The following is a 21,081-nucleotide window of genomic DNA, read 5'->3' on the forward strand; positions in this document are numbered from 1 at the left end:
CAATTGTCCATAATTTAGTTGTTTCATAAGGTTTACAACCTTATCTTTATTAACTCTGTTATCTTAGGTTTGGCTGATGTTGGTGCCAAATTATTAAGATTAAGCAGCATTCTAAGAAGATGTTTTTTTTCTTTGTTATGAGATTGTTGATTAGTAGATCGGTTATATAATGACTAATAATAGTGTTATTGATAATGGTTATCAATATTGTGTTTGTTTTGTGTGTTGATAAAAACTACACACTAAAACACCAAAAATTAATGCTGTAGGGGCTGACTAGATTAAGTTTAGAAAGCTTGGGGAAATCACTAAGTTTGATTTTTCCATTTTTAAATTTGGGTTTGACTCCGTTGATGCGGATCTTTTTTGATGTGAGGGAGTCTGCGGTAATTTCAAAGCGCTTCTTTTTTGAGCCAAAGCCATTGCAGTGAAGAATTTTTGGATTGGCTGACATATTGATAATGAGTAGGGTGCATTTGCCTTCTTTTTTTGCGCTATGGCAGTAAATCTGCACAAATGGGTCGTTACTTTGCACGTCAAAAACGTGTTCTCCTATGAGCTTCCCCCATAACCAGCTGACCCAATAATCTGGATTTGGTTTTAACGTTTGTCGATTAATAAGGGCGTAGTCACCTCCGATTAGACTTTGTCGTATCATGACCTTTTGGCCTATTTTTGCGCCTCTGCCGAGTTGATCAGCCCACCAAAAACAGGATATAAAACGATCTGATAGTTTGGCCTGCCCACCGCACTGAGCCGATCCAGTTTCTCCGGTCCAAAGTTGAGCATTAGGTTGATATTGATCACGGAGCTTTTCCAGTTGTCTCGAATATCTCTCATAATCCATGAGTGAGCTTGGCGATAGAATGTTTTTGATTGTTGCTGCGCGAGTTTTGATCGGAGAACGACTGCTTTGAAATGGATAATAATGCCAATCAACAATATCGAGAGGTTCTTCTAGATTATCTAAAAATGGAGCGGAAATATTGCTAAGGGGTTTGATGGCTTCGCCGATTCTCGGCCAGAATGCACTGCCAGGGCCGGCGATTTTGCTATTGGGACTGTACAGTCGAACGCAGCGAATAAAAGAGTCATAGTCTTTTGCGAGATTTTTCGCGCTAGGTTGTGAGGTTAATCCATGAAATGCCCAATAGGCGTTGAGCTCATTACCCAGTTCGCAAATATGGATACTTTGCCCATGAACGTGGCTGTATTCCAATAATTCTTTAACTTCGGTTGATTGCCATGTGCCTTGTTGACGTCGTTCAAACAGACCATATTTCATGGTAAACATAAGGGCTAAACCATTGCGTTGGCAAAAGTCATGAAGCTGGTGCCACATGTCTTTGGTGACAGTAAGTGCGTCTGAATTGCTATTAGTTGGGACGTTAGCGCTCGTAAAGTAATGTACTTTATCCGCTTCAGAGCCGCCTACTCGAATATAGGCGGGGCCGAGTGCTTGAACTAATAAATCGAGTTTTTCCTGTTGTAAGTTGAGAGGATCAACCCGTTGAGTACCAAGTCCTCGTTGCGTGCCTTTACTTCCTTCCCACCAGAAACCGCCAGCCAATACGGATATATCAATCGAGAAAGATAAGTATCTTGGGTCTATGGTTGTAACAGGTGTCGTGCTGTTAAGATTAACGACAAGCAATTTATTTTGGCGAATGTTGTGTTGTCTTTGCAATCTAGAATAAAACAAGAGGTTTCTTCTCTCACAAAAGGTTTTGCTAGACTGCAATAAAAGTGTGACATTTGTATGATGCTCTAAATGCCCCGATTTTTTATAAAGGACACTAAGATGAAAGTACCGGTTTGGATAATGACGATTTTGTTGGCAGGCTGCACTTTATTAACTGGTTGTACTAGTGCTCCAAAAAATATTGATCCCGTAACACAATTTCAAGTAGAGCGTTATTTAGGCACTTGGTATGAAATTGTGCGTCAAGATCATGCTTTTGAAGAAGGTTTGTCTAATGTCACAGCGACTTATTCTATGCGTGATGATGGAGGCGTCGCAGTGTTGAACCGTGGTTATTCTGCGGAAGATAAAAAGTGGCGAGAAGCTGAAGGCCGCGCTTATTTTGTCAATTCGTCGGATATTGGGCATCTAAAAGTGTCGTTTTTTGGGCCGTTTTATGGTGCCTATGTGATTTTTGAGCTGGATCAAAAAAACTATCAATACGCCATGATATCTGGGCCTAGCCGAGACTATTTCTGGTTATTGTCTCGCACTCCAACTATGCCTGAAGACGTTAAACGTCGATTATTAGCCAAAGCGGAAGCATTAGGCTTCCCTATGGATAAATTGGTTAACGTAGTTCAAAGTAGCAATGTGCCAGCCAGTTAGCTTTTCCTGCGTTACAATTTTAGAAAAGAGAGCAAGTAATCGACTCTTTTGCTTCAGGAGTTGAGCAAACTTCAGTGTAAGCTGTGGGGCTTTGAATAAGAGCATAGTGCACATTGGAGTCTCGACATAAGGCGAGAAAGTCGTCATAGCGTTGATTGAAATTGTTTCTTGTTATCTCATAATTGATTGTTGCGTCATTATCGCCAAAATTATTATCCATGGCTTCTGCTTTTACTCGCTGAATCAGATACGTTAATTCATTATATTTGTGTCGAATTTGATGGCAGTATGCGCTATTCGGTGTGGTTTCAGCACATTCTATCATTGATGTTTCGAGCTGGGCTTTCTCGGTTTGATAGCGATCTAAGTAATTTATCGATTGGCTATTTTTCCTTTGTGTTCTTTCAGACTGTAGCGATAGCACTTCTAATCTATTTTTTGCTTTATTCAAGCGCTCTTCTTTTGCCAAGCACTCTTTTCCGAAGGCTATTAAATCACTGCTATGTACTAGACTTACAAAAGAGCATCCTAGTAAAAGAACTCCGTATTTAATGGTCGAAATGTGCATTAGGTTGTAGATCCTGTTTGTTTTTCGTTACACATTTTGTGTACGTTCATCGTAATTACGCTTAATTATACACTGTGTTTTTCTGGAGGAAGTATGGAAAAATTGTTATCAGTAATAGGTGAGGGGAAGGGGGTTTCTATCTCTCTTGATCGAGGGCCTTTTCAGAATAATGGTGCGTCACCTTGGTATGCTTATGTTGGAGTTGGCACGCCAGAGCAAACATTGAAGTTTTCTTTTGATACCGGCAGTGACTTTATCTGGGTGACATCTAGTTTATGCAAAGCAGATACTTGTCATCATTATGGTGATCAAGAGTTTGCTTATCAAATATCATCCAGTTTTTCTTGGGTTAACCAGCAGACAACTGAGGTTAATTTTGGGTCATGGGGAAATATGAAGGTAAAAACGGGCAAGGATGTTTTTACCTTAACACCTGAAGCCTTGGGACAATCAACAAGTGGTTCTGTGTCTTTGCTGTCAGATGTGTATTTAGCGCAGTCTTATCAAGGTATTCAGTTTCGAGAGCTTGATTGGGATGGCGGCATCGGTATTCCTAGTACAACGGAATTGTCAGATTCTCTTTTTGTTTATCGGTCTTTTCGAGGCATAACACCGAGTAATAAAACTGAACCGGCATCATTTCATTTCTTTCAGAGTTTGCTTGATCAAGGAGTGGTTAGTTCGAAACGTCCTTATGTAACATTTCTAACAGATATCGATAACAAGAGCGGTCAAGTGGAATTTGGTCAGCTGAATAAAGATTACCGAGAGAACAGGGAGTATCTATTTTTGCCTTGGGATAAATACAGTGCACCTTATTTATGGACCAGCAAGATCACATCTTTATCTATTGGTGATACTCAGCTTATTTCACCTGAATCAATTACTAGCACGCCATACTTTCTTGCTTTGGATTCTGGCTCATCTCAGTTCAAAGGCGACTTGGATGTAATGGCTACGCTTTACAACATAGCATCTAAAACAAAAGAAAATCTGGTGATTGAGATCGGAGAAACGGATTCTGGAAATATTGGAAAGTTGGTGGTTACCTCTAGCATGTACGATGTATTGATTGAGGCTGGTGAGAATAAAGGAGAAGTTATTACGCAATTTCAACCAATGGAAAATGCTGATTATATCGCGTTGGTAGGTTCTGTATTGATGGATTATTTGTATACGGTGTATGAATTTAGAGTAGTTCAACGTGAAGGCGAGAATTGCGTTATTCCTGTTGGCATGTGGATATTCAATAAAGAAGAGGGGCCCAAAGTGATTACGACAACTCAAAATAAGCCAGCACGTATTTTCAATTAATGTCTACCAATTTTAGTGAACAGATAAAAATGTTTAAACCATAAAGGAGTAATGCATGTCTTTGATGTTGAATGGCTCATGGGAAAATAGCTATGGCTCAACGATGACGTTAGAAGTCGATGAAGATGGTTTTATTTTTGGAGAGTACGGATCTCATACTGGCTCTACTGGTACTTATCTTGTGATTGGATATTGTCGGCCAAGTTACCCTACTAATGATGCTGGGCAACCATTAGTTCTGTCTATTTATTGGCGTTCAATTGGTGGTGAAGAACCTGACGATGGCTCTCACTGGGTTTCTACCTACTGTGGCCAGCTTGATAGTGATGGCCAAATTACGGTAATGAACTCATTGGTAACGACAACTAAATATCAAGCTTTTGTTCCAGGAGATTACATCGACAAGTTGATCTTCACGAAATATTCTAGCTCTAATGAAATCAAGACAAAAAACATTGAGCCTATGGCTCAGAAAAAAGCAAAATTTGCTAATTCTATTAATGGCGTGTGGGTAAACCAAGAAAAAAGTATTCAGCTAACGGTATTTTTGCAGGATAAAGAATATGGGGTTGTTAACGGCTGGTTAGCATATGAAGGTGAACTAATAAGCATGCTTGGTTTCACAGATACCTTAGATAATAACAATATATTACAGAGTGTTAGCTTAAGTGGATATATGCTAAATACATATCAACCGATATCACTTATCGGTCGTATAAGCCAAGACGCTAATACTTTGATTCTTTCTCGTTGGTTGGCTAACTCCACAAAGGCTGAGTCAGCCTACTTTCAGGCAAACTCTGAAAACTGGGAATTAACGAAAAAATCATAGTTGAGTCATGATCAAATTGTGAGGGAAAACAAATGAGCTTAGGTAATGCATTCAATAAAGAAGAGCATGATCAAACTATAATCGATTGTTTTCTACAAATGTGGCGTTATTCTGCCGATTTAATGTTCATCATGGCAGTAGAAGATGGTGATGAGTTTTCTTTATACGACAATAACCCAGCGTCTAAGGCAGTAATGGGTCTTGAAAAGGGAGCAGAGATACATCGCCTTAACTTACGAGTGCAGTTTGGTGACGAAATGGCAGAGCAAGTCTATGCTACCTATCGTCAAGTATTGCAGGGTGGAAAACCTGTTTCTATCGAACAAGCTGGTATGCGAGGTGACGGTAGTCAGATTTATTTTGATACCTTGTTTGTCCCTATTTTTGATTCATTAGGTAAGCCGATTTTTGTATGTGGCGTAAGTCGTGATATTACGAAAATAAAAGAGGCCGAAACCGTTGCATTAAAAGCTAATGAAAAACTTCTGGAATACAGCACCGCACTGGAAACGATCAACCAAGAATTGGATCGTAAGGTACAAGAGCGAACCAAAGAATTAGAAAATGCGAAACGCATAGTAGAAGAGTCATTGGAGGCAAAGTCTTCCTTTGTTGCCAGAATGAGCCATGAAATACGCACCCCAATTAATGCTGTGATTGGATTAAGCCACCTGACTTTAAAAACGTCTTTAAATCATGAGCAAAAAGACTATATCAACACCATTTTATCGTCCGGTGAAAACCTACTTAGTCTCGTTAATGATGTATTGGATTTTTCGAAGATTGAGGCGGGGGAAATGGGGATAGAAAAAGTGCCTTTTTCCCCTAAATTGATTGTCCAGCATGCGATCAATATGAATGCTATCAAAGCTGAAGAAAAAAAATTGGCAGTGACGGTCGATATTTCTCCATCGTTGCCGCCCATGCTATTAGGTGACCCATTACGTATACAGCAAGTGTTGGTCAATCTAGTTACCAATGCTGTTAAGTTCACCGAACGTGGTGGTGTTTGTGTACGCATGTATGCTGATGAAAATAATGATAAAGGTGTTCTAATAAGGTGCGATGTAATTGACACAGGTATTGGGATATCGAAAGTGTATTTGGATCAACTATTTCAATCATTTCATCAGGCTGACGATAGTGTTACTCGCAAGTTTGGTGGAACCGGTTTAGGCTTAACTATCTCTCGCCAACTCTGCTCGTTGATGAACGGTGATATTTGGGTACACAGTGAATTAGGGCAAGGTTCTACTTTTAGTTTTGTTCTCCCTCTTAATATCGCCCCTGATTTATTGCTTTTAAATGAAAGTACCTTAAATGAAAAAGTGTTAAAAGAAGAATGTAGAGAAAATAAAAGCATCCCGAATTTTTCTCAATATAACATTCTTCTGGCAGAAGATAATCTTATTAATCAAAAGGTTATTTTGGGGTATTTAGATGATACCTTGATAAAGGTGGATGTTGTTGGTAATGGTGAAGAGGCTATTAATAAATTAGAAAACAAGAAATACGATTTGGTTTTGATGGATATTCAAATGCCGATTATGGATGGGTTAACCGCTTCTAAAAAAATTAGACAATCCTCTCTTTATGGTAATATTCCTATAATTGCAATGACAGCTCATGTCTCTGATGAAGCAAAAAAGCAGTCAGCACACGCTGGTATGAATGCGCATTTAGATAAGCCAATTAAAAAGTTTGATTTATACAAAATTTTACAAAAACACCTAGCTACAAATAAGCATCATAACTCCTTGCAAATGAAGGGGTTTGTGATGCATGAACAAGACGCACTGCATTCTGAGGTGTTGTCTAATTTGTACTCAATAGATACATTGGATATAGATAAAGCGATAAAAAATCTTAGTGGAAAAAAAGACTTATATCTTGATTTAATATCGTCTTTTTATAATAGATACAAAGATTTTTCTTTGGCTGAATGTATTGGTATTGATTTAGATGGGGTTATTCACTCATTAAAATCTAATGCTGCTTACATAGGGGCGTTAAATATATCAGTGTTTTGTACTGAATTAGAAGGCAATATTAAAAATGGGGCTTTTTGTTCTGAGCTAATTATCCATCTTGTGGGAATGGTTAAGGTGTTAGTTGATAAATTGAAATGTATTTTAATGCCCTATTTTTCTTTAATTAAATCAAGTGAAGATATAGAAGGGTTTAGCGAAAGTGATTTAGTGAATAAATTGAAAAAAATAGTACCTCTATTAAAAAAGTCAGATTTTTTTGTAGAAAATCATTTCAGTTTACTGCGCAAAATGGTTCGCGGTAGCAAGTACGTTCTGGATATCGAAAATTTAATTTATGATGTTAAAAATATTGAGTTTGAGACGGCTGCTGTTAAAGCGTCTCAGCTTGTTTTAGAGCTCCAAGGTGATTAGAGACGATGACAGAAGTGCAAAGTGTTTTAGTCATTGATGACGAAAAAATCAACCTGAAAATAATCAGCGATATACTCAGTGATGAGGTTAGCATTATGCTAGCAAAAAGCGGTGAGCAGGGTATTAGAAAGGCTATAGAATATAAGCCAGATTTGATTTTATTAGATGTTGTAATGCCAGAAATGGATGGTTTTGAAACCATGGCTCGCCTTCGTCATGATGTGCGTACAAGTGCCATCCCCGTTATTTTTATTACTGCTTTAAATGACTCGAGTCATGAAGAAAAAGCTTTATTAATGGGTGCCAGCGACTATATTCAAAAACCACTACATACCAATATAGTACAGGCTCGCGTTCGCCTTCATTTGCAGCTTGTAAAACAGCGTCAAATGTTAGAAAAACTAGCCAATATTGACCCTTTAACATCACTTGCCAATCGTCGTAAGTATCAAGATGTTATTGAGCAAGAATGGCAAAGAGCCATTACTCATCAAGGATGTCTTTCTTTGCTCGTCATTGATATAGATAATTTCAAGCAATATAACGATTGTTACGGACATGCTACTGGTGACAAAGTGCTTCAACAAGTCGCAATGGTATTAGCTAAGCAAGCTTTAGATAAAGGACTCGTTGCAAGATATGGTGGTGAAGAGTTTGTTATTTTGCTACCTGACCATACTCAAGAAGATGCTGCTGAGGTTGCTCGTCTTTGTATGCAAGGAGTTGAGGCCCTAAATTTAGCTTACAGTCATGAAGATTTTAGCGGTAAGGTAACTGTCAGTGTGGGGGGGACCACAAAATTACCTAATCTAAGCTGCAGCAGCGATGACCTTTTTAATACAGCAGATGAGATGCTGGGGCTCGCGAAAAAAAGCGGTAAAAATAAAATATTATGGAAATTACCGAGTAATCCGCACACAATAGCTGAGTGATGTTTGTTTTTTTAAGTCACTCTTATTATAAGGTTTGTAATGAACAAGGTTAATAACTCATACGGGTTAGAGATGCATCCATTACGAGATGCACTGTATGCAGAGCTACATTCACGCCCTTTTCAGGTGCTGCCCAGTCCAGCCCGAATCAGTTATCTCGCGGTTATTGTCGGTTCAGATCAGAAGCAAGCAGAGTTTGAACATTTTTGTTCACTTTATAATCATTTTAATGGTGTGCCACCACAAGATGATGGCGTGTGCTTTGAAGTAGATTTTGGCGACTTTAAAATACGTCGTGATAAGCATCTTGAATTTACTTCTTACATGATTACTCATTCGCAGATTGATCCTAACCTAGGTTTTTTCGATCAAAATGCTTTGGTTTGTTTGCCAATTGATTGGTTATCTAAAATTCCTGGTATTGTTATTGCGGCGTTTCATGTGGCCGTTGAAGATGCTCGAACCATTCCTGAACCAGATCTCGCTCTAGTAAAAAGCCATTTTGAGGGCATGCGTTTAGTCGGTAGTCGTCCTCAAAATGGCGATGCTCAGGTTTGGACCACTTTTCAGTTGCACAGTGATGGCTGTGGTCGTTTTCTCATTTACAACAAACGCATGAGTGATAGCCAACTGGGCCGTATGGTTCAGCGCGTAGTCGAGATAGAAACCTACCGTTTGATGGCGTTATTAGCGTTACCCATGGCACGTAAATACAACGCAGAACTTGTTGCCATGGACGAAGAGTTAGCTCAAACCACCGCCAGCTTGTCTGATGCGACAGAACCACTTGATGAGCAGGCCTTGTTGAGCGAACTAATAGACATGGCCGCTTGGGTTGAAGCCACACGATCAAAAACCTCATTTCGATTCAGTGCCACAAGGGCTTATCACGAATTAGTTTTAAAACGTTTAAATGAGCTAAAAGAAGACGAAGTATCCGGTCATTTAACCATTACCGAATTCATGACTCGTCGTTTAACACCTGCAGTGAGGACCTGTAATACAGCTGGCAACCATTTAGAAAGCCTTTCGACTCGTATCGACAGAGTGTCGGATATGATGCGTACTCAAGTAGAGATGTCGATTCAATCTCAGAATCAACAATTGCTCACTTCCATGGATCGTCGTTCAAAAATTCAACTTGCCATGCAGCATACGGTCGAAGGCTTGTCTGTTGCTGCGATCAGTTACTATAGCGTGGGTTTATTGAAGTTCTTGATTGAGGCGGTTTACGACAAAGGTGTCCATTTTGATAAAAGCCTAGTGATTGGCTTGTCCGTGCCTATTGTTGTTGGCAGTGTATGGTTAGCGACGCGAAAAATACATAAACGCTTTTTGTTGCTGGCTAAGGCCAAAGAAGAAAAGTAGTCGTTGTTTTGTTTTTCAAACACACATAAAAAAGGCTTTCTATTGTTACCGTAGAAAGCCTTTTTTGTGATTAGAGGTTTGTTTTATTAGGGTCTTTATCAAACTGTATTATGAATCTCTGCAACGAAGTCGTAAGAATCCCCAGGGAACCATGAGCGCGTAAACTCAATGGGCGTACCATCTTGTGTTACAGCGGTACGTTCAATGTAAAGTACAGCGCTAAGTGCTGGGATGTCGAGTAGATGAGCTCTTTGTTCATCAATGCTAATGGCGCGAAGACGCTGAAACGCACGAACAGGGCGGCAGCCTTGTTGTTCCAGCAAATCGTACAATGATCCTTCCATCGCAAAAGGGTTGAGAATGTAACGGCTTGGAATTGTCGCCAGCTCAAGCGCCATTGGCTTGCCATCGGCATAACGCAAACGATAAAAGCGTACCACTTCTTGCTCTGCTGACAGTTTAAGTGCTTTGCATTCATCCTCATGAGGCATACCCAAAGAGCGATCTAGCCATTTGGACGTAATGGTTTTGCCACGTGCTTCCATGACTTCGGTAAAGCTACGCAAGTGGTTCAGCGGTTGTTCAACCCTTTCACTCACAAAAGTTCCTGCGCCTTGACGTTGCGTCAATACGTCTTCTTTTACCAACTCGTCGATGGCTCGGCGCACGGTGACGCGTGAAACATCAAGATACTTGGCCAGATCACGCTCTGGTGGAAGCGTGTCTCCACCAAGTACTCGACCTGCAGAAATAGACGCTAAAATGGCTTTTTTTACCTGCATATAAAGAGGAATGCCTTTTTCTCTCAATGCTTGGGCCGCGCCAAATAACTCATTAACCCGATTTTGGTTCATATCAGTGTCCTGAACGGGAAGGGGTTCCCGTATTCGTACTCGTTTTTTCGAAGAGCTAAGTATGTCAGTTCTAAAGGAGAATAGCCGCTGACGTATGCGCGTTTACTCTCGTTAAAGCCTTGCCTTGGTGATCAAATAAATACAAGCGATTAGGTTGAATACCAAAGGTAATTTTATCACCTGCTTGGTGTTGGTTGTCACCATCCACCTTAAGCACCATTTCACCTTCCTGACCGATATCGACATATAAATAAGATAGTTCACCAAGGTGTTCAATGAGAGTGACTTTGCCTTCTACGATGTTGCTTTCGCAGTTTAGCGCCATGTGTTCTGGTCGCATGCCTAGTTGTACTATATCGCCCTGATTTAAAGACGAAGTATCGACCGAGGCTTCAATAACGCGGCCAGATTCTAGCACAAGTTGCGTGTTTTCAGCGCCGGATTGACTGATCTTCGCTTTCAAAAAATTCATTTTAGGTGAACCAATAAAGCCAGCGACAAATTGTGTTTTTGGATGGTGATACAAATCCAACGGTGCGCCAACTTGTTCGACACGGCCTTTGTTCATCACGACGATTTTATCGCCCAATGTCATGGCTTCTACTTGATCGTGAGTAACATAAACCACCGTGGCTTTTAGTTCCTGATGAAGCTTACCAAGTTCGACTCGTGTTTGAACTCGTAGTGAGGCGTCTAAGTTAGATAAAGGCTCATCAAATAAGAAGACTTTTGGATCGCGTACAATGGCACGACCTATAGCAACGCGCTGGCGTTGACCACCAGACAATTCTCTCGGTAATCGCTCCAATAAGTGATCAATCTTCAGCTTCTTCGCCGCTTCCATAACCTTGTTGTTCACAAACGCTTTGTCTTTTCCTGAGATTTTTAAGCCAAATGCCATGTTTTTAAACACGTTCATATGAGGGTACAAAGCATAAGATTGAAACACCATAGCGATGCCGCGCTTGGCGGGAGAGCGTCCATTGACGCGCTCGTCATCGATATACAAATCGCCTTCGGTGATGTCTTCTAATCCAGATAGCAAACGTAATAAGGTTGATTTACCGCAACCAGATTCGCCGATCAACACGACAAACTCGCCGTCTTTGATATCAAGGTCGATGCCATGCAGTACGTCCACATCGCCAAAGCGCTTTTTAATATTGTTAAGTTTTACACTAGCCATGAAATAAACCTCCAACGGTCAAAGATATAAAATATTATTTGACCGCTCCGCTGGTTAAGCCGCGGATCAATTGTCTTGAGAAAATGGTGTATAGGATCAGTACAGGAACGATCGCCAAGGTTAGCGCTGACAAAACCGAGTTCCAGTCAGTGACGTATTGACCAACAAACTGCTGTACGCCAAGTGTTATAGTGCGAGTCTCTTCACCCGGCGCGAGTATCAGTGGGAACCATAAATCATTCCAAATCGGAATCATGGTGAATACGGCAACGGTCGCCATCGCAGGTTTCAGTAGTGGCAAGATGACACAAAAGAAAATCTTGTATTCACTAACCGAATCGCAACGAGCAGCTTCGGTGAGTTCCTTTGGAATGGTGCGTACAAACTCCGATAATATGTATACTGCAAGAGGTAATCCTTGGGCTATGTACACCAAAACTAGCGCAGTAAGCGTATTCACAAGATCCAGATTGACCATCAGACTCAAAATACTTACCGTGCCAAGACGTATTGGAATCATGATGCCCATGGCAAACAAAAAGGTAATCAGCAAGTTGCCCTTAAATTTGTATTCCGTCAGAGCCCAAGCGGCCATCGCGCCAAGTAAAAGCACCAAACCTACTGCCAAGATAGTGACGACCAAACTGTTCCAAGAATACAAACCGAAGTCTGATCTCAATAACACTTGCTGGAATCCTACCAAGGTAAAGGAATCACTGTCTGGTAAGTCGAGTGGATCGCGGAAAATTGCACGACGTTCTTTAAAGGCATTGATCACAACGACAATAATTGGGAACAGAGCAATCACGGTATAGGCCAATAACACAGCGTGTACCGTGACACTTTTGGGCACCTGTCTCATTCCAGAGGAGGGAATAAAGCGGTTTAATAGTTTCATCATGGCCTCCTTAAAATTGGAATCGCTGAATGCGGCGTTGAATAAAGAATAAGAACAGCATGACGCCCACCAAAATGATCAAAAACATCAGTGTTGCCACCGCAGCACCCATGGATGCGCTACCTTGTTGTAGCTGGAAGCCAAAAAATGTTCGGTAGAAGAAAGTTCCCATTAAATCGGTCGAAAAATCTGGGCCGGCAAGGGCGCCTTTTACCGCATATATCAGTTCAAATGCATTGAAATTCGCCACAAAGGTTAAAATTGATACCATGGCGATAGTTGGCAAAATTAACGGTAATTTAATGTGCCAAAAGGTTTGAAATGAATTCGCGCCATCAACCACACTGGCATCGACAATGTCATCAGGAATATTTAGCAAGGTGGCGTAAATCAACATCATCGGAATACCGACAAACTGCCAGACTGATATAAAAGCTAAAGTGATTAGTGCGCTACTTTCCTTACCAAGCCAAGCATCGAAGTATTGACCAAGACCAATACTGTAAAGAAAGTTTTCAGAAATGCCCCAAATAGGACTTAACAGCAGCTGCCAAACGAAACCAATAATTACTACAGAAAGCATGGTAGGCATAAAGATAAGTGTTCGGTAAGTACCGGATAAACGTAGCTTTGGCGAGCTCAATAAAACCGCGAGAAGCAAACCAATCGGGTTTTGTACAAGCATATGAATCGCGAAAAATTTGAAGTTATTGCCCAGTGCGTTCCAAAAAGCCTGTGACCAAGTTTCGTCTGTTACCAAGGTGATAAAATTCTGCAGACCGACAAAGCTACTTTGCCCTTGTTGCTCGTTGAATAAACTTAAGACAAGTGTATCGAGCAAGGGGTAAACACTGAAAACAACGTAAATAAGCAATCCCGGCCCGAGGAAAAATACCAAGTGCCATGGGAACGGTTTCTTTTCGTCATGTTGGTTGGATGGAGTCATAGTTTATCTCAATGTAACGTGCTATCTAGATAAATTTCATTTAGTTAAAAGGTCGCCCTAATCGACGACCTTTTAATGGTTTAGTTTATTGCTGAGGTTTGTACCATTGCTCCAAGCCTTCCTGTGTTTCTTTGGCGGCGGCTTCTGGTGTCATGGTGCCATTGATTACCTGAGCGCTCACGTTCCAAAGTTGGTTCTCTAGGTTTGGTGTTCCACGAGACAGGATTTGATAAGAGTTACGAATGGTCGATTCGCATTGCTGACGCCAGCTCATAAACTCTTGCGCCACAGGATCTTTGATGTCAATTTGATGATCAGACAATGGGAAGAAGCCCGGTACCGCATTCGCATAAAGTGTGGCGAACTCTTTACTTGCCATCCAATTTAAGAAGATTTTAGCGGCTTCTTTATTAGTCGAACTTGCATTGATGCCAATACCCATATCGGTATGATCACTGATGTAACAAGTGTCTTCTGATTTTGCCACTGGAGGTGGAAACGCACCAAATTCAAAATCCGCTTGATTGTTGAACGTCTGAATATCCCAAGAGCCCGCTGGGTAGATGGCAGCACGACCTAATGTGAAAAGATTCTGTGAGTCAGAATATTTCTGCGCTTCAAATCCTCGACCTAGATACGGTTTCCACTGGGCAAGTTCTTTCCAAGTATCTACGTAAGCTTTGTCGGTTAATTTTTCTTTACCGCTTAGTAGTGCTTTACGGCCTTTTTCACCTTCCCAATAGTTCGGTCCAATATTTTGGAATCCCATTGTTGCGGCTTCCCATTGATCAGCGGTTCCCATTGCTAACGGTATATAGCGACTTTCTGATTTGATGGTATCAAGGGTTTTGAAGAACTCATCGCGAGTTTTAGGCACGGATAAATTCAGTTCTTTAAAAATTTCTTTGTTGTAAACAAAGCCATGAATAACCGAAGCAACAGGCATACAGAATTGGTCTTTACCATCGTCCGTGACCCATGCGCTTTTCGCCACGTCAGAGAATTGCTTTAGACCGTTTAGATCATTTAAGTTGGCAAGATAACCGTCTTTATAAAGATCTAATGCCGTATCGAATGGACGACAAGTGATTAAATCGCCAGCAGAACCTGCTTTTAATTTTGCTTGTAAGGCTGAGTTGTATTCCGTTGGAGGGGTTGGGGCAAAGTTTACTTTTGTATCTGGATGGCTTTTGTTGAAAGCTGGAATGATGACATCAGACCAGATATTAGCATCATCACTGCGCCAACTTTCTATCGACAAACCGTTCGCAGCTTGCGCTATGCCAGTGCTGCTAAGCAGGATGGCGGCTAGGCAAGTAAGTTTTGTTGCCATTTTTGTTTCAGGTGAAGCGGAACGAACATTGAACATGAGTACTCTCCGATTGTGTTTTCCAATTGTGATGTGATTGCTTTTTTTATTAGGTTTTTTCGTAGACCTTTTGTACTGCTACAGCTTTCGTAACACCGTAAAATAATTTCCGTTAAAACTATATTGGTATTTTTTAGGTATTGCTAAGTTTTAAAAATTAGCACCAATTATTCGTTCAAGCAAATAAATATGACAGAATTGTGGAAAATAAATTGATCTTACGCTTTAATTGGTTCTATATTGGTTCTATATTAATTCTGGTTAGTAAAGAGGGTTCTTATGCAAGTTATCATTCTCCCATCTGCACGTGACGTGGCCTTGTATGCGGCTGATTGTGTTGTAGATGTGATTGATGCCAGAACGAATCCCGTTTTAGGGTTGGCGACTGGCTCGACGCCCATCGCTTTGTACAAAGAGCTGGTGGGGCGTTATCAATCTAAGCAAGTATCGTTTCGTCACACGACCAGTTTTAACTTGGACGAATATATTGGTATTGCCGACTCTCATGAGCAGAGCTATCGCACTTTTATGAATCGGCATCTGTTTGATGCTATTGATATCATTGCTACGAACACGCATGTTCCATTGGCCGAAAGCCAAGATGCAGGCACCTTAAAGAAAAGCGCACAGGATTATGAAGCAAGTATTCAGCAAGCTGGTGGTATTGATTTGCAGATTTTGGGTATTGGTTTAAATGGTCATATTGGCTTTAATGAACCCACCTCCAGCTTTGCCTCACGAACTCGTATAAAAACCTTGTCTGAATCCACTGTTGTAGCGAATAAACGTTTTTTCAAAGACGGAGAGTTTCAGCCCCATTTAGCGCTCACCATGGGAATTGGTACTATTTTGGATAGTCGAGCAGTGTTATTAATGGCAACCGGAAAAGCGAAAGCAGAGGCGGTAAAAGCCATGATAGAAGGACCGCTTTCTGCTATGTGTCCAGCGTCGGCACTGCAGCTACATGAAACTGCAACCATAGTATTGGATGAAGAGGCGGCTAGCTTATTAGCTCTAAAAGAGTACTACCAATGGTGTGAACAAAAACGACAACAATTACATGAGGGGAATGTATCATGAGCGGCTTATATATAGGAGTGGACGGAGGAGGAACCTTCTGTCGAGCCCGCTTGGTTGATAGTGATGGTAATGTATTGGGTGAGGCCGTAGGTGGCTCGGGTAATCCAAGAATAGGGATAGAAGCGGCATGGCAGAATATTATTAATGCCTGTCTTGAAGCATGCTATCAAGGCAATATTCTTCCCGAAGCCTATTCAAAAATCACGTTAGGTTTAGGCTTGGCGGGTGCCAATCAGCCGTTAGAACAAGAACAGGTGATTTCTCAAAAATCCCCTTTTGGGCAACGCTACTTATTAACCGATGCGCATGCGGCTTGTTTGGGGGCGTTTAACGGTGAAGATGGCGCGTTATTGATATTGGGCACTGGCAGCTGTGGTGTGGTTTATAAAAATGAAAGGTTTAGCATTGTTGGGGGTTGGGGTTTTCCGTTATCTGATCAAGGTAGTGGGGCACGTATTGGCCTATCTGCACTTGAGTATTCGTTAGCTGCGTTAGATGGTATTTCACCATCGACACCTTTTACTGACAGTATTAATGCTGAGTTTTCTCTCTCTGCGGAAGAATATGTATTGTATCAAAATCGTGTGCCACTTCCGAAAGAATACGGGGCTTTTGCTGTTCAAGTGTTTCAGTTTGCTCAGCAAAAAGATCCTATCGCGTTAAAAATCATCCAGCAGCAAGTAGAATGGGTAAGTCTATATTTAGACGCTTTGATCACCAAAGGCGCGCAGAAGATAGTTTTAGTTGGTGGCGTGTCCGAAGCCATTTTAGCGTATTTGCCGGAGCGATTTTCGACATACTTTTGCCAGCCAGAAGGCGATGCCATGGCGGGCGCGATTTTGATGGCCAAAGCTCAGATAGGAAGGAAGGCAATATGAAGGAACATATGATGAAAACTATATTTGCTAAACGTCTGTTCGATGGCGAAAACTGGTTAACGAATCAAAAAGTGACCTTAAAAGGCCAAATTATTGAGTCCGTTGTGTCTATAGAAGGTATTTCGGATGCACAAGCAGGCCACATGGAAGTTGTTGATTTTCTGGCGCCTGGGTTTATTGATGTTCATGTTAATGGCGGTGGTGGTGCATTGTTTAACCATACACCGACTATCGAAGCATTGGAGCGTATGGTTGCTGTGCATGCTCAATTCGGTACGGTTGCGATGATGCCGACATTGATATCGGATGATTACGAGATCATGTCGCAAGCTCATCAAACGGTTTGCCAAGCACTCAAGCAGAACATGGCAGGGATCTTAGGAATGCATTATGAAGGTCCTTATCTCAATCCCATTCGTAGAGGCGTTCATAATGAATCTAAGCTGCGTAAACCCACAGAAGGCAAATTAGCGACATTGCTAGAAGTGAGCCGCAGCGGAAAACTTATGCTGACATTAGCACCAGAGCAAGTGCCAGAAGGCTTTATCGAATGGTTAGTTTCCGAAGGGGCTATTGTTTGTATTGGTCATTCTGCGGCGAGTTATGATCAAGCAAGGCAAGCTGTGATGAGTGGTGCTCGCGGTTTTACGCATTTGTTTAATGCCATGACACCCTTGGTAAGTCGTGAACCGGGTGTGGTTGGGGCGGCATTACAAACCGACAAACCAACTTGGTGCGGTTTAATTGCCGATGGCTATCATGTTCATCCTGCCAGTATGCGAGTCGCTATTGCCGCAAAAGGCTGTGAGCATATGCTTTTAGTAACCGATGCTATTCAGAGTGTGGGGTCAGATGAAAAAGAAATGCCATTTTTAGGTAAAAAAGTACTGCGCAGCGAAGGTAAAGTCACCACCGAAGATGGCACGTTAGCTGGCTCCGATTTAGATATGGCAACCGCCGTACGTAATACTATTTCTTTAATTGGCCGAACACCTGCAGAAGCCTTGCAAATGGCGTCTTTAAGGCCTGCTGAGTTTTTAGGAATAGAGCATCATTTTGGTCGTATTAAAGCGGGATACCGAGCTAGCCTTGTAGCATTAAGTGAAGATTTTTTTGTGCAATCAACATGGATCGATGGGCGGAAAGTGTGGGGGTAGGTAACAACTTATTTTAAATAAGTTGGAATAAAGCTATCTATCCAAAGCGTATCTCTATACTATGGCGGCACAAGCTAGAAAGAAGTCTAAATTATTAACTCTGCAATACGTTGTTTTATTCATAAAATCCTCGTCTGAAAGTTTCTAAGTACAAGTCTATTTTTTTGCAAAACCGGCCCCAAAAAGGCCATTCAAACTCAGGTGATTATTTATGTCTAATACAGTTAAAGGAACCGTTAAGTGGTTCAACGAAATTAAAGGTTTTGGTTTTATTGAGCAAGAGTCTGGCCCTGATGTGTTCGCACATTTCAGCGCTATTGCTAGCTCAGGATTCAAAACTTTGGCTGAAGGCCAACAAGTAGAATTCGTTGTTACTGCTGGCCAAAAAGGTCCTCAAGCAGAAAATATTACAGTACTTTAATTAGCTACTAAGAATATTTAAGAAAGGGTAAGTTCTTCGGAACTTACCCTTTTTTTTGCGTTTAAAAAATATATTCCTTTTTCGTTGGAGAATTCTAACCTTCCCTTTGTACTTCTAATTGAGCCATGTGCCTATAATATTGAAACTATTCTTTAGTTTTTTACGTACTTATTAATATCTGTTGCGTTGTAGCCATATTGCAACAACCTAAGACTAATAAGGAAAGATGCTATGAATCGTCGAAACTTTCTCGTAACAACCGCTTGTGTGATTGGTGGTGCTAATTCCTTTAGTGCGCCTGTTATGGCTGCCAGTTCAACCTCTGATGAAGATTTTGAGGTGGTACTCAGCAAGAAGCAGTGGCACGCAAAGCTAAGCGATTTTGAATACCAAGTAATGAGAGAAGAGAAAACGGAGCGTGCTGGTAGCAGTCCTTTACTGGGTGAAAAGCGAGAGGGTACGTATCTTTGCAAGGGCTGCGATCTTCCTCTTTATCCTAGTAATACTAAATATGAAAGTGGCACGGGGTGGCCAAGTTTTTATCAAAGTTTACCAGATGCTGTTGGAACGAAAGAGGATAATGGCTTTTTTATGAAGCGAACAGAAGTTCATTGTCGTCGATGTGGGAGTCATTTAGGTCATATATTTGATGATGGCCCGCAACCAACAGGCTTGCGTCATTGTTTAAATGGTATTTCTTTGGTGTTTCAGCCAGCTTAGATATCTTTAACGTTATTTTGAAAAACTTGAAACCATTTTTAATTCGCTCCGTATCTCTTTATAACCATGGCGAATTGTTATGGATAAACAAACTGGAGAATAACAATGAAATTATTAAGTCTTGTTTCTGCTGCAACAATTGTGACTCTTGCCGGCTGTTCTTCTGGTGGTATGAAATCAACTGATGAATCCGCTAATCCAATGGTGGGTGGCGCTTCGATGTATGCGAGCAAAAACATCATTGAAAATGCCGTTAACTCAAAAGATCATACCACTTTAGTCGCAGCTGTTAAGGCCGCAGGCTTGGTTGATACCCTTCAAGGCCCAGGCCCTTTTACTGTGTTTGCTCCAACAAATGCTGCGTTTGATAAATTACCTGAAGGTGCAGTAGCAGATCTTTTAAAACCTGAAAACAAAGCCGCTTTAACTAAAGTCTTAGCTTGTCACGTTGTAAAAGCCGATGCATTGTCTGGTGCGATCAAAACTATGATCGACAATGATATGGGTAAACACCCAGTTCCTACTGTTGGCGGATGTACTTTAATGGCCACATACATGGGCGATAAAATTATGCTTGAAGACGAAAATGGCCGTGTTTCTCACGTGACTATTGCTGACGTTAAGCAATCAAATGGCGTGATTCATGTTGTTGATACCGTGCTTTTGCCTAAGCAATAATCCAACATTCTAGTGTGACTGCGTGTTGCATTAGTTTAAAAAAGGCTTAGCTTCTATTGTTAATATAGAGCCTAAGCCTTTTTTTGTTTCACCCTTTTCATTTCAAAACAGAGATCTTTATTTTCTTAAAGTCGCCATTATGGTTGCTAGTAAAATACAGGCGCCGCCTATCATTTGTATGGTATTCAGGGATTCTCCCAACCAGTAGTAAGCAAACATCGCCCCGAAGGCAGGTTCTGAGCCAGTGAGCAAGGAAACCCGTGATGGTGTAGTGTGTTTAACGCCGAAGTTCTGTGCAAATAAGGCGAAAATTGTGCAGAAAATAGCGAGGTAAAAAGCCGATATCCAAAAAGAAAGATCTGTTGGGAATAATTGCTCAATTGGATTATCGCTTGCAATAAAAATGAATAATGCGCCAAGGGTAACCACATTGGCTTGAATGCTTGTGGTGCTAAGCGCCGATAACGTTTTTCCTTTCAGTAAGCTTTTTGTTGTCACTATCATGCAGGCTCGCAGAAAAGCGGCTAACAAGATTGAGTAGTCTCCTTTATTCATGTCTAAAGATAGAAGGTCTAAAGACAAAAATTCAAAAGACAATTCGTTTAAAGAAATCATATCAAATGTTTGCTGGCCGCTGCTTTGTGTTGTCAGTAGAAAAACACCGAATAACGACAGTAAAGCAAATAAAATAATTTGTTTACTAGGCAATTTACGGTCTGTAATGGCTTCTACAAATGGGGTGATCAGCACACATAAACTGATTAAAAAAGCGGCTTTAGATGCTGTGGTATGGAATATGCCATAGATTTCTGCAAGGAAAATACACAGTAAAATGCCCCCTGTTGGAACGGCAAATTTCCAGTCTTTTGCTAATCCCATGCGCTGCTCTTTGATAAAAATAGGGGCGAGCAAAATAGATGTTAAGCCAAAGCGGATCACGATAAAGGCAAGTACGCCCGTATACAGTAGCGCTTCTTTAGTAATGCCATAGCTGGTTCCCCAGAAAAAAGCAGTTAGCAGTAATGCTATTTCTGGGAGAGGTAGTTGAATTCTTCGAAATGGGAATTGGATGTTAGACATTAGCATGATGATCTCGTGACCTTTATAAAGAAAAGCATGTTAACTTGT

20 protein-coding genes are annotated in these 21,081 nt (G+C 41.1%); 12 read left to right on the forward strand and 8 right to left on the reverse strand.

Annotation, left to right across the window (positions count from 1 at the left end; genetic code table 11):
• Positions 1-235: 235 nt before the first annotated feature.
• Positions 236-1,702: a glycosyl hydrolase family 79 N-terminal domain-containing protein gene (locus tag BUA59_RS01545; protein WP_072837953.1), complete on the reverse strand. Its 1,467-nt coding sequence runs from the start codon at positions 1,700-1,702 to the stop codon at positions 236-238.
• Between the two features lie 99 nt (positions 1,703-1,801).
• Here BUA59_RS01545 and BUA59_RS01550 point away from each other — a divergent pair, with 99 nt between their 5' ends.
• Positions 1,802-2,350, forward strand: a complete 549-nt coding sequence (locus BUA59_RS01550; RefSeq protein WP_072837954.1) for a lipocalin family protein — start codon at positions 1,802-1,804, stop codon at positions 2,348-2,350.
• A gap of 19 nt (positions 2,351-2,369) precedes the next feature.
• Here the strand turns inward: BUA59_RS01550 and BUA59_RS01555 are convergent, their stop codons facing one another.
• On the reverse strand, positions 2,370-2,819 hold the full coding sequence (locus BUA59_RS01555) for a hypothetical protein (RefSeq protein ID WP_139248820.1): 450 nt from the start codon (positions 2,817-2,819) through the stop codon (positions 2,370-2,372).
• A gap of 192 nt (positions 2,820-3,011) precedes the next feature.
• On the opposite strand from BUA59_RS01555, the gene BUA59_RS01560 reads away from it, so the two are divergent.
• The 5 genes from BUA59_RS01560 to BUA59_RS01580 are packed head-to-tail and all read left to right on the forward strand — an operon-like array spanning position 3,012 to position 9,766.
• Positions 3,012-4,232 carry a pepsin-like aspartic protease gene (locus BUA59_RS01560; protein WP_072837956.1) on the forward strand — a complete coding sequence of 407 codons (1,221 nt, stop codon included), beginning with the start codon at positions 3,012-3,014 and terminating at the stop codon, positions 4,230-4,232.
• 55 nt (positions 4,233-4,287) lie between these two features.
• Positions 4,288-5,064 (forward strand): avidin/streptavidin family protein, encoded by a 777-nt coding sequence (locus BUA59_RS01565; RefSeq protein WP_072837957.1) that lies wholly within the window; start codon positions 4,288-4,290, stop codon positions 5,062-5,064.
• Between the two features lie 32 nt (positions 5,065-5,096).
• Positions 5,097-7,466, forward strand: coding sequence for a PAS domain-containing hybrid sensor histidine kinase/response regulator (locus BUA59_RS01570; protein ID WP_072837958.1), 2,370 nt, complete (start codon positions 5,097-5,099; stop codon positions 7,464-7,466).
• A 5-nt stretch (positions 7,467-7,471) separates the two neighbouring features.
• Entirely contained in the window at positions 7,472-8,398 is a 927-nt protein-coding gene (locus BUA59_RS01575) for a GGDEF domain-containing response regulator (RefSeq protein WP_072837959.1), read from the forward strand.
• A gap of 39 nt (positions 8,399-8,437) precedes the next feature.
• A complete protein-coding gene (locus BUA59_RS01580; RefSeq protein ID WP_072837960.1) occupies positions 8,438-9,766 on the forward strand; it encodes a DUF3422 family protein in 1,329 nt (442 codons plus the stop codon).
• A gap of 98 nt (positions 9,767-9,864) precedes the next feature.
• On the opposite strand, the gene BUA59_RS01585 is transcribed toward BUA59_RS01580, so the two are convergent.
• The 5 genes from BUA59_RS01585 to BUA59_RS01605 all read right to left on the reverse strand — a co-directional run bounded on the left by BUA59_RS01585 (position 9,865) and on the right by BUA59_RS01605 (position 15,019).
• Positions 9,865-10,620, reverse strand: coding sequence for a GntR family transcriptional regulator (locus tag BUA59_RS01585; protein WP_072837961.1), 756 nt, complete (start codon positions 10,618-10,620; stop codon positions 9,865-9,867).
• 70 nt (positions 10,621-10,690) lie between these two features.
• The gene (locus BUA59_RS01590; protein WP_072837962.1) at positions 10,691-11,806 is read right to left on the reverse strand and encodes an ABC transporter ATP-binding protein; all 1,116 of its coding nucleotides are present in this window, start codon (positions 11,804-11,806) and stop codon (positions 10,691-10,693) included.
• A gap of 34 nt (positions 11,807-11,840) precedes the next feature.
• Positions 11,841-12,704 (reverse strand): carbohydrate ABC transporter permease, encoded by an 864-nt coding sequence (locus tag BUA59_RS01595; RefSeq protein WP_072837963.1) that lies wholly within the window; start codon positions 12,702-12,704, stop codon positions 11,841-11,843.
• Between the two features lie 10 nt (positions 12,705-12,714).
• Positions 12,715-13,650 carry a carbohydrate ABC transporter permease gene (locus BUA59_RS01600; RefSeq protein WP_072837964.1) on the reverse strand — a complete coding sequence of 312 codons (936 nt, stop codon included), beginning with the start codon at positions 13,648-13,650 and terminating at the stop codon, positions 12,715-12,717.
• An 85-nt stretch (positions 13,651-13,735) separates the two neighbouring features.
• Positions 13,736-15,019, reverse strand: coding sequence for an ABC transporter substrate-binding protein (locus BUA59_RS01605; protein WP_072837965.1), 1,284 nt, complete (start codon positions 15,017-15,019; stop codon positions 13,736-13,738).
• 279 nt (positions 15,020-15,298) lie between these two features.
• Here BUA59_RS01605 and nagB point away from each other — a divergent pair, with 279 nt between their 5' ends.
• The 6 genes from nagB (at position 15,299) to BUA59_RS01635 (ending at position 19,953) form a co-directional block, all read left to right on the forward strand.
• Positions 15,299-16,099: a glucosamine-6-phosphate deaminase gene (gene nagB / locus BUA59_RS01610; RefSeq protein ID WP_072837966.1), complete on the forward strand. Its 801-nt coding sequence runs from the start codon at positions 15,299-15,301 to the stop codon at positions 16,097-16,099.
• Positions 16,096-16,977: a glucosamine kinase nucleotide-binding domain-containing protein gene (locus BUA59_RS01615; RefSeq protein WP_072837967.1), complete on the forward strand. Its 882-nt coding sequence runs from the start codon at positions 16,096-16,098 to the stop codon at positions 16,975-16,977. The genes nagB and BUA59_RS01615 overlap by 4 nt, the downstream gene beginning before the upstream one ends.
• Positions 16,974-18,134 (forward strand): N-acetylglucosamine-6-phosphate deacetylase, encoded by a 1,161-nt coding sequence (gene nagA / locus BUA59_RS01620; protein WP_084122079.1) that lies wholly within the window; start codon positions 16,974-16,976, stop codon positions 18,132-18,134. Before BUA59_RS01615 ends, nagA begins: the two co-directional genes overlap by 4 nt.
• 211 nt (positions 18,135-18,345) lie before the next feature.
• The gene (locus tag BUA59_RS01625; RefSeq protein WP_012069364.1) at positions 18,346-18,555 is read left to right on the forward strand and encodes a cold-shock protein; all 210 of its coding nucleotides are present in this window, start codon (positions 18,346-18,348) and stop codon (positions 18,553-18,555) included.
• Positions 18,556-18,786: 231 nt separating this feature from the next.
• Positions 18,787-19,275: a peptide-methionine (R)-S-oxide reductase MsrB gene (gene msrB / locus BUA59_RS01630; RefSeq protein ID WP_072837968.1), complete on the forward strand. Its 489-nt coding sequence runs from the start codon at positions 18,787-18,789 to the stop codon at positions 19,273-19,275.
• Positions 19,276-19,380: 105 nt separating this feature from the next.
• Positions 19,381-19,953, forward strand: a complete 573-nt coding sequence (locus BUA59_RS01635) for a fasciclin domain-containing protein (RefSeq protein ID WP_139248821.1) — start codon at positions 19,381-19,383, stop codon at positions 19,951-19,953.
• A 117-nt stretch (positions 19,954-20,070) separates the two neighbouring features.
• Here BUA59_RS01635 and BUA59_RS01640 read toward each other — a convergent pair whose 3' ends face one another.
• Positions 20,071-21,039 carry a DMT family transporter gene (locus tag BUA59_RS01640; RefSeq protein WP_084122082.1) on the reverse strand — a complete coding sequence of 323 codons (969 nt, stop codon included), beginning with the start codon at positions 21,037-21,039 and terminating at the stop codon, positions 20,071-20,073.
• Positions 21,040-21,081 lie beyond the last annotated feature (42 nt).

This window comes from Marinomonas polaris DSM 16579, from assembly GCF_900129155.1.
Lineage (GTDB): Bacteria > Pseudomonadota > Gammaproteobacteria > Pseudomonadales > Marinomonadaceae > Marinomonas > Marinomonas polaris.